Genomic DNA, 7,464 nt, shown 5'->3' on the forward strand with positions numbered 1-7,464 from the left:
CCTTCCGGACCGCCCGCGGCTCGCCCCTGGTCGGCCCCCGCACGGGCCCGTGCCGCCCGCGGACCCGCCCGAGGGGACGGTGCGGGCGGCACGGGGGTGTTCCGGATCAGTGCGCTTCGGGTCGGCGCGCCTCGGGTCGGCGCGCTCGCGTCAGCGCGCTTCGCCTCAGCCCTGCTGGGCGGACTTGCGACGGCGCAGCACCACGAGGGTGCCGACACCGGCCACCAGGACGGCGCCGCCGGTGGCCGCGATGGCGGTGGTGTTGCTACCGCCACCGGTCTGGGCCAGGGCCTTGTCGCTGCCGTCCGCGGCGGCCTTGGCCTTGTCGACGGCGGCCGGGGTCAGCGGCGGCGGGGTGATGACCGGGGGCTCCACCGGGAAGTCGATCGGGCCCGAGGTGTCGCCGCTGCTCTCGACCGGGGCCGGGGCGGTGGCCGAGCCGGAGGGCTCACCGGTGGCCGGAGTGGTCGGCTTCTCGGTCGGCTTCTCGGTGGGCTTCTCGGTCGGGGTGTCGGTCGGCTTGCCGGTGGGCGTCTCGGTCGGCTTCTCGGTCGGCGTGACGGTCGCGGTGGCCGACGGCGAGCCGCTCGCGGTCGGGCTGGGCTTGCCCGTCTGGGACTGGGTCGGCGTCGGGCTGGGCTTGCCGGTGTGCGTCGGGGTCGGCTTGCCGCCCGGCGCCTTGATGGTGAAGCCCACGCCGCCGTCGCAGCTGAGGTGGCCGTTGTCGACCGGCTGGTGGGTGGAGTCGTCGAGCTGGGCGGCGAAGACGACCGGGACGACGCCGGCCCGGCCGAGCGGCGAGCCGTCGGTGAAGGACGCCCGGACCTTGATCGGGACGTTCTTGCCGCGGTTCACCCCGAGCAGGTCGTCGGCGACCGGGTTGCCGGCCGAGTCGAGGGTGCCGAGCATCATCAGGACGGAGCTGTTCTTCTCGCCGCTCTGGTCGGGGGCGACCACGGCGGTCTGCCACTCACCGCCGGGGAGCCGGTACTGGACCTTGAGGTCCTTCGCCTGGAGCGAGCCCGCCTTGTTCTTGAACTTGAGCAGCGGGATGAAGACGAAGTCGTGCTTCGTCCGGTTGTCGATCTTGAAGGTGAACTCGCGGGCGTCGCCGCCGGCGATGAAGGTGCCGGGCACGCCGTTCAGCGAGAGGTCGAGGCTCGCGCGCGACGCCTTGTCGGCCTGCGAGGCGACGGCGGACGGGGTGCCGGTGGCACCGACGGCCATGGCGCCCTGGGCGCCGGCCAGGACGAGCGAGGACGCGAGCGCGGCGGCCCCGGCAAGGGCAAGACTGCGACGTATGGACAAGGGAGACCTCACGGAAGTGTCCGGGCGAGGCCCGGGCGCGAGGGGGCGGCCGAAGAACGCCGCGGACCCCCCGCGAAAGCTGAAAGTGCGACGGAGAGTACCGAACGACGGGACCGGTCCGGAAGGCGGGTGGCACACTGCGGTCCGGGCCCGGGAGAGGGCTGCCCGATTCGTCCAACTCTGGCCGTCCGTATGCCTTTTGCACTCGGCCGGGGCGGCGTCCGGATGACGGGTACACGCCCGGAGGACGGTACCGCACGCCCCCCGGCGGCGGGCGGCGCGTGCGCGCGGCCCCGGCCCGCCGGGGGTCGGTCCGTGAGGGGGGTCGGCCGCGCGGAACCGGCCGCGAGGGTTCTGCCACGAGGGGCCGGCCCGGAAGGCCGGCCCGGAGGATCAGCCCGCGAAGAAGGACTTGGCCGCGATCACCGCGCGCTCGTCCGCCAGCGCCTCGCCCGGGCGGGTGCCGTGGCCCAGCAGCACCCCGCCCCAGCGCATCCCCATGTAGTCGGCGGTCAGCCGGAGGGTGCCGATCAGCGGCTCGGCATTGTCGTCGTCCTCGGTGGCGAGGGCGGTCACGCCCCAGATGGTGCCGCCGCGCATCCCCTCGCGGAACTCCACGCCGGGCACCCGGAACCAGGCCGACCAGTAGTCGAGGTAGAGCTTGGCGCTGGTCGGCAGCGCGTACCAGTACAGCGGCGCGACGAAGACCAGGTCGGTGGCCGCCAGGGTGGCGTCCAGCAGCGTCCGCTCGTGGCCGGCCGGCTCGGGGTACGTGCCGTCGCCGGTGTGCCGCAGGTCCCGGAAGGGCGGCAGCGGGTGCTCGTCCAGCCGCAGCCACTGCTGCTCGGCACCGGCCGGCAGGCTCGACTCGGCGGCCAGCCGGGCGAGCCGGGCCGAGTTGCCGTCGGGGCGCGCGCTGGCGTCGAGGAACAGGAAACGGCGCGGCGTCTCGGCGCCGGGCGGCTGATCGCCCATCAGGACTCCTCCGTGGTACGTACGGTGCGGACGCAGGAGTGAGCAGCCGTCGGACGCCGGTTTATTCCGCGCCCATGCCAACCACCGGGCGGCAGCCGGGGATTGGCGGGCGCGGGTCCGGTCCGGCAGCCCGGCCCGGGGGCCGGCGGGCGGAGGTCAGTCGGGCAGCCCGGCCCGGCGGCGGGCGACCTCGGCGACCGCCGCCCAGTCCTTGTCCCCGTCGCCGTGGGCCAGCGCGTCCAGGAAGGCGTCCCGCAGGACGCTGCCGATCGGCAGCGGCACGTTGCGCGCGGCCCCCGCGTCCAGCGCGAGGCCGACGTCCTTGAGGCCGAGCGGCAGCCGGAACCCGGCCGGTTCGTACCGGCGTTCGGCCACCATCGCGCCGTAGCCGGTGTGGATCGGTCCGGGGAAGAGCGTGCCGGTGAGCAGGTCGACCAGGTCGGTCGGCCGGATCCCGTGCGCCTCGGCCAGGCTGCACGCCTCGGCCATCGACTCGATCGCGCAAGCGATCAGGAAGTTGGTGCTGATCTTGACGGTGTTGGCCTGCCGGGGGCTCTCGCCGAAGTGCCAGGTGCGCTCGCCCATCGCGGCGAACAGCGGCTCGGCCCGCTCCAGCAGTTCGGGCGCGCCCGCGACCAGGATGTTCAGCCGCCCCGCCGCCGCGACCGGCGGCCGGCCGAGGACGGGGGCGGCGACGTAGCCGACGCCGTGCTCGGCGTGCAGCGCCTCGGCCCGCTCGGCGAGGGCGAGCGAGACGGTGGCCATGTTGACGTGCAGGGTCGCCCCGGCGCCGGCCAGCAGCGCGGGGTCGAGCAGCAGCCGCTCGACCGCCGCGTCGTTGGCGAGCATGGAGACCACCGTGTCGGCGGCGAACACCTCGGCGAGCGAGCCGGCCGCCTCCGCGCCCTCGGCCACCATGGCGGCCACCGGCTCGGGCGAGCGGTTCCAGACCCGTACGGTGTGGCCGGCCCGCAGCAGGCTGCCGGCCATGCCGCGCCCCATCGCGCCCAGCCCCACGAAGCCGATCGTCCGCCCGGTCATCCGCGCACTCCCGTCGCCGCCGCACCGCTCGTATGCGGCCGACTGTACGTCAGAAGTCCTGCGGTACCCGCCGGTCGGCACGGAAGCACACCCGGAGCCGGGCCGGTTCTCAGGCGCAGGCGCGGGCCCTCGACGGCAGCCGGGTGCGGTCGGCGGCCGCGCCGCGCTCCAGCTCGGCGACCACCCGGGTGCGCAGCAGCTCGTACTGGGCCTGGAGCCGGCCGGGGCGGGCCGGGCGGGCGACCGGTCGGCCTCGGCCGACCAGCTCGTCCGGCCCGAACTGCTCGCGGGTGAGGTCGATCTCGAAGCCGGTGGCGAAACGGTTCCACCAGTGGAGGTCCGTCCGCACCCCATCGACGTACACCTCGCCCATCATGAGCTCGCCGCCGAGCAGGTCGTGCACCACCATCGCCGTCACCCCGCACTGACCACGGGCGGGATTGTCGGGACGCCAGTGGGCCAGATCCTCGGGCGCACAGGTGTCGACGCCCCAGGAGGAGCGGATCGCGCGTTCGATGTCGTTGAGGGTCCACGCCGTCATACCGGGAAGCCTGCCACGCGCCACTGACAGCGGCACCGGCTTTTCGAAGGGTCATCCCGTGTTCTGCGGCTACCCTTCCGGCGTTCACCCGAACGAGACCCCGGCCCGGCGGGCCCGGCCCCGGGCGCGGGGCGGGCCGGCCGGGCCCCCGGTCACTTCGCCAGCTCGGCGACGCCCGCCTGCGCGAACTGCTCGTCCAGGTCGCCGCTGGGCGCGCCCGCGACGCCGACGGCCGCGATCGGGGCGCCCTTCGACTGGATCGGGGCGCCGCCGGCCAGGAACAGGGTGCCCGGGATGTCCTTCAGGTTCGGGGCCTGGGCCAGGCGCTTGGCCAGCTCCGAGGTCGGGGCGTTCCAGGACACCGCAGTGAAGGCCTTGCGCTCGGCCGAGACCGGGGCCTGCGGGCCGGCGCCGTCGCCCTTCAGCAGCACCCGGGTGACGCCGTCGCGGTCGACGACCGCGACCGACACGTGCTGGCCGGCCTTGGTGGCCGCGTCCAGGGCGGCCTGGGCGGCGCGGGTGGCGGCGTCGATGGTCAGGCCGCTGCTCGGGGCCAGGTTCTTGTTCTGGGTGTCGGCCTTCGCCGCGGCCGGGACGGCCGGGGTGTCGGTGGACTCGGCGCTGGCCGAGACGGCGCCCACGGTGGCGGCGGCGAGCGCGGCGGCGGCGACGGTGCCGGTCAGCACCCGGGTGCGGACGGAGGTCTTCTTCATGGTCCAGCTCCTCAGCGGATCTGCGGGGTGAGGTGGGGCGGAGTGGGGGAGTTCGGGGGCCGCCGGGCCGTTGGGGGGATCGCCCGGCGGCGTGCTTCGATCCTCCGGCCGGGGAAGGGGCCGCCGCATCGGCGGTCCGGCGCGGGCGTCCGGGCATGATGGGGGACGGCGGCGTCAACCGATCGGCTGATGCGGCCCCGGGCCGGACGGGTCACCATCGAGGGATCGGTGCGGGTCGGTGCGGATCGGGACGGGCCCGTGCGGACCGGTACGGCCGGTACGGGCAGGCGCCGACCGCGCACGCACCACCCGTTCAGCCAGGAGCCACCCGTGCAGCAGCCCCGCCCGACCGCCGGCCGCCCCGCCGCGGACCGCACCGGCGCCGGCGGCGCCCTCGGCCACGACGCCGGCGATCCGGACGCGGGCCGGCTCGCACTGCTGCTGGACTCCGCCTTCCTGCTGCTGCTCGCCGCCTCGCTCAGCCGCTACCTCACCCACCACTCCGGCACCGCGCAGGCGCCCTGGGTGATCGGGCTGAGCGCGGCCCTCGCCGTCGCCCAGCCGGCCGGGTCCTGGCTCGCCCACCGCCGTCCGACCGCCCCGGACCGGCACCGCCGCTGGGCGCTGGCCCTGGTGGTGGCGCTCTGGGTGGTGCTGGTGCTGCTCGCGCCGAGCTTCGCCTGGTGCGCCGTGCCGCTGATCTACACCGGGCTGCGGGTGCTGCCCGCGAAGGCGGCCATCCCGCTGGTCGGCGCGCTGACCCTGCTGGTGGTGACCGCCGAGGTCCGGCTGCCCGGCGGCGCCGACGCCACCCTCGTCCTGCTGCCGGCCGCGGTGGCCGGACTCGCCACCGGCGTCTTCCTCTTCATGGCCCGGCAGGCCGCCCGGCAGCGCGCGCTGATCGCCGACCTGGTCCGTACCCGGCGCGAACTCGCCGCCACCGAACGGCGCGAGGGCACCCTGGCCGAGCGCGAGCGGCTGGCGATGGAGATCCACGACACCCTGGCGCAGGGCCTGTCGAGCCAGCAGATGCTGCTCCAGGCCGCCGAGCGCACCTGGGACACCCACCCGGCGACCGCCCGCACCCACGTCCGCACCGCCGCCTCGGTGGCCGCCCGGAACCTGGCCGAGGCCCGCCGCTTCGTCCACGACCTCGCCCCTGCGGAGCTGTCCGACGGCCGCACCCTCGACCGGGCGCTGCGGGCGCTGGCCGAGCGGGAGTCCGCCGAGAGCGGGCTGCCGGTCCGCTTCCACCTGGACGGCGCGCCCGTGCCGCTGCCCGCCGCCGCGCAGGCCGCGCTGCTGCGGATCGCCCAGGGCGCGCTGGCCAACGTCCGCGAGCACGCCGGGGCGTCGGCCGCCGCGATCACGCTGTCCTTCCTCGGCGACCAGGCCGTGCTGGACATCGCCGACGACGGGCAGGGCTTCGACCCGGGCGCGGCCGGGGGCGGTGCGGGTGTCGGCGCCGGGGGCGGGGGCGGCCGTGGGTACGGCCTGCCGGCGATGCGGGCCCGGCTGCGGCAGCTGGGTGGCAGGCTGACCGTGGAGAGCGCGCCCGGCGAGGGCACCGTCGTCTCCGCCGCGATCCCCCTGGACGACCGATGAGCCCGGAACACCGGTCCCCCGAAGCACAGATGAGCCCGGACGAGCGATGACCCTGGAGCACCGATGAGCACGACTCCCGGCCGGACCACTCCCGTCCGGACCGCTCCCGTCCGGCTGCTGGTCTGCGACGACCACGCCGTGGTGCGGGCCGGACTGCTGGCGCTGCTCGCGAGCGCCGGCGACATCGAGGTGGTCGGCGAGGCCAGCACCGGGGAGGAGGCCGTCGCGCTGGCCGCCCGGCTGGCCCCGCAGGTCGTCCTGATGGACCTCCAACTCGGCGACGGCATCGACGGGGTGGAGGCCACCCGGCGGATCACCGCCACCCCGGACGGGCCGCACGTCCTGGTGCTCACCACCTACGACACCGACGCCGACATCACCCGGGCGATCGCCGCCGGCGCGACCGGCTACCTGCTGAAGGCCGAGCGGCCCGAGGAGCTGTTCGCCGCCGTGCACGCGGCCGCGCAGGGCCGCACGGTGCTCTCGCCGCCGGTCGCCTCCCGGGTGATGGCGCAGATGCGGGCACCCTCGCCGCAGCTCACCGAGCGCGAGCTGGACATCCTCGGACAGCTGGCGCAGGGGCTGGGCAACCGGGAGATCGCCCGGGCGCTGTTCATCAGCGAGGCCACGGTGAAGACCCACCTCGGCCGGATCTACGACAAGTTGGGCGTGGACACCCGGTCGGGCGCGGTGGCGGTGGCGAAGGAACGCCGGCTGCTGCGCTGAGCCCGCCCGCTCTCCCCTCCCTCGGCCGCTTCCCCGGCCGCTTCCCCGGCTGCTTCTCCGGCTGCGCTGGGCGCCCGTCCGGTGTCACAGCGTGCTGCCACGATGCTCGGAATGTCGGATTCCACGGCGGCGTCCAGCACTACGTGTCCGCGCCCGGCGTCGGGCGGCTCGGGCGGCGGACACCCCGATGGGACGACAAACCGCTGGTCCCGGGCCTTTCCGACCGCCGCGGAGCACTCCGTCACGATGTGGATGTTTTGTGGATTCCACTATTGACAAACCAACCACGCGGTTTGTTAGTTTGAGATCAACGACGTCCCCGGAGGTGGGGGCTCGCCGGGCCTGTGCGGACCGCTCTCGCCGGAGGGGGGTGTGGCCAGGGGGGAACGGCGGGTTTGCCGGGGTGTCGGGGGGAGCGGCAACGCCGAAGCCGCGCGACGAGGCGGCGTGGAGCGAGTCCGGGGGGGGGGCGAGCCCCACCACCACCCCCCCCAAGACCCCCGCGAACAGCAGAAACCACCCCCCCGCCCCAGACCCCACCGCCCCACCCAGGGC

At 75.6% G+C, this 7,464-nt stretch carries 7 protein-coding genes; 2 read left to right on the forward strand and 5 right to left on the reverse strand.

The window, feature by feature from the left end:
• Positions 1-165: 165 nt before the first annotated feature.
• From ACFRQN_RS36080 to ACFRQN_RS36100, 5 genes are all read right to left on the reverse strand, one after another.
• Positions 166-1,308: an LPXTG cell wall anchor domain-containing protein gene (locus tag ACFRQN_RS36080; RefSeq protein ID WP_143204510.1), complete on the reverse strand. Its 1,143-nt coding sequence runs from the start codon at positions 1,306-1,308 to the stop codon at positions 166-168.
• 393 nt (positions 1,309-1,701) lie between these two features.
• The gene (locus tag ACFRQN_RS36085; RefSeq protein WP_049651640.1) at positions 1,702-2,283 is read right to left on the reverse strand and encodes an NAD(P)H-dependent oxidoreductase; all 582 of its coding nucleotides are present in this window, start codon (positions 2,281-2,283) and stop codon (positions 1,702-1,704) included.
• Positions 2,284-2,439: 156 nt separating this feature from the next.
• A complete protein-coding gene (locus tag ACFRQN_RS36090; protein WP_117488646.1) occupies positions 2,440-3,324 on the reverse strand; it encodes an NAD(P)-dependent oxidoreductase in 885 nt (294 codons plus the stop codon).
• 109 nt (positions 3,325-3,433) lie between these two features.
• Positions 3,434-3,865 (reverse strand): hypothetical protein, encoded by a 432-nt coding sequence (locus ACFRQN_RS36095; RefSeq protein WP_049651638.1) that lies wholly within the window; start codon positions 3,863-3,865, stop codon positions 3,434-3,436.
• Between the two features lie 152 nt (positions 3,866-4,017).
• Entirely contained in the window at positions 4,018-4,578 is a 561-nt protein-coding gene (locus ACFRQN_RS36100) for a heme-binding protein (protein ID WP_049651637.1), read from the reverse strand.
• Between the two features lie 330 nt (positions 4,579-4,908).
• Here ACFRQN_RS36100 and ACFRQN_RS36105 point away from each other — a divergent pair, with 330 nt between their 5' ends.
• Complete coding sequence (locus ACFRQN_RS36105) at positions 4,909-6,183, forward strand: sensor histidine kinase (protein ID WP_380744749.1); 1,275 nt, start codon at positions 4,909-4,911, stop codon at positions 6,181-6,183.
• 63 nt (positions 6,184-6,246) lie between these two features.
• Positions 6,247-6,909, forward strand: coding sequence for a response regulator transcription factor (locus tag ACFRQN_RS36110; protein WP_049651636.1), 663 nt, complete (start codon positions 6,247-6,249; stop codon positions 6,907-6,909).
• Positions 6,910-7,464: the final 555 nt, after the last annotated feature.

This window comes from Kitasatospora sp. NPDC056800 (genome assembly GCF_042789775.1).
Classification (GTDB): Bacteria; Actinomycetota; Actinomycetes; order Streptomycetales; family Streptomycetaceae; genus Kitasatospora.

Excerpts from the sequence above, each read along its gene's own strand:
- ACFRQN_RS36085 (WP_049651640.1), bottom strand. The coding sequence starts at position 2,283 with ATGGGCGATCAGCCGCCCGGCGCCGAGACGCCGCGCCGTTTCCTGTTC.
- ACFRQN_RS36090 (WP_117488646.1), bottom strand. The coding sequence starts at position 3,324 with ATGACCGGGCGGACGATCGGCTTCGTGGGGCTGGGCGCGATGGGGCGC.
- ACFRQN_RS36095 (WP_049651638.1), bottom strand. The coding sequence starts at position 3,865 with ATGACGGCGTGGACCCTCAACGACATCGAACGCGCGATCCGCTCCTCC.
- ACFRQN_RS36100 (WP_049651637.1), bottom strand. The coding sequence starts at position 4,578 with ATGAAGAAGACCTCCGTCCGCACCCGGGTGCTGACCGGCACCGTCGCC.
- ACFRQN_RS36110 (WP_049651636.1), top strand. The coding sequence starts at position 6,247 with ATGAGCACGACTCCCGGCCGGACCACTCCCGTCCGGACCGCTCCCGTC.